The 256-nt window shown below is 53.1% G+C and carries 1 tRNA gene; it reads right to left on the bottom strand.

Going from position 1 to position 256, the window contains the following annotated elements:
• Positions 1 to 65: 65 nt before the first annotated feature.
• Positions 66 to 142: transfer RNA gene (locus tag MA884_RS27855), tRNA-Ile, on the bottom strand.
• Between the last annotated feature and the right edge of the window lie 114 nt (positions 143 to 256).

Below are 256 nucleotides of genomic sequence, written 5' to 3'. Positions count from 1 at the left end.
AACCGCTGACCTCCTGCGTGCAAGGCAGGCGCTCTCCCAGCTGAGCTATGGCCCCATAACAAAATTGGTGGGTCTGGGCAGATTCGAACTGCCGACCTCACCCTTATCAGGGGTGCGCTCTAACCAACTGAGCTACAGACCCAATTTCGAGCGCGTAACTGTTAGCGTTGAGCTATCAGCTTGGAGCTTAAAGCTGCTTCTATCGTCTTCTTCAATGAATCAAGCAATTCGTGTGGGAGCTCATGAAGCAGCTGCG

The sequence above is a fragment of the Pseudomonas sp. Q11 genome, from assembly GCF_024494355.1.
Lineage (GTDB): Bacteria > Pseudomonadota > Gammaproteobacteria > Pseudomonadales > Pseudomonadaceae > Aquipseudomonas > Aquipseudomonas hefeiensis.
This window is presented reverse-complemented; position numbering and strand designations above follow the sequence as displayed.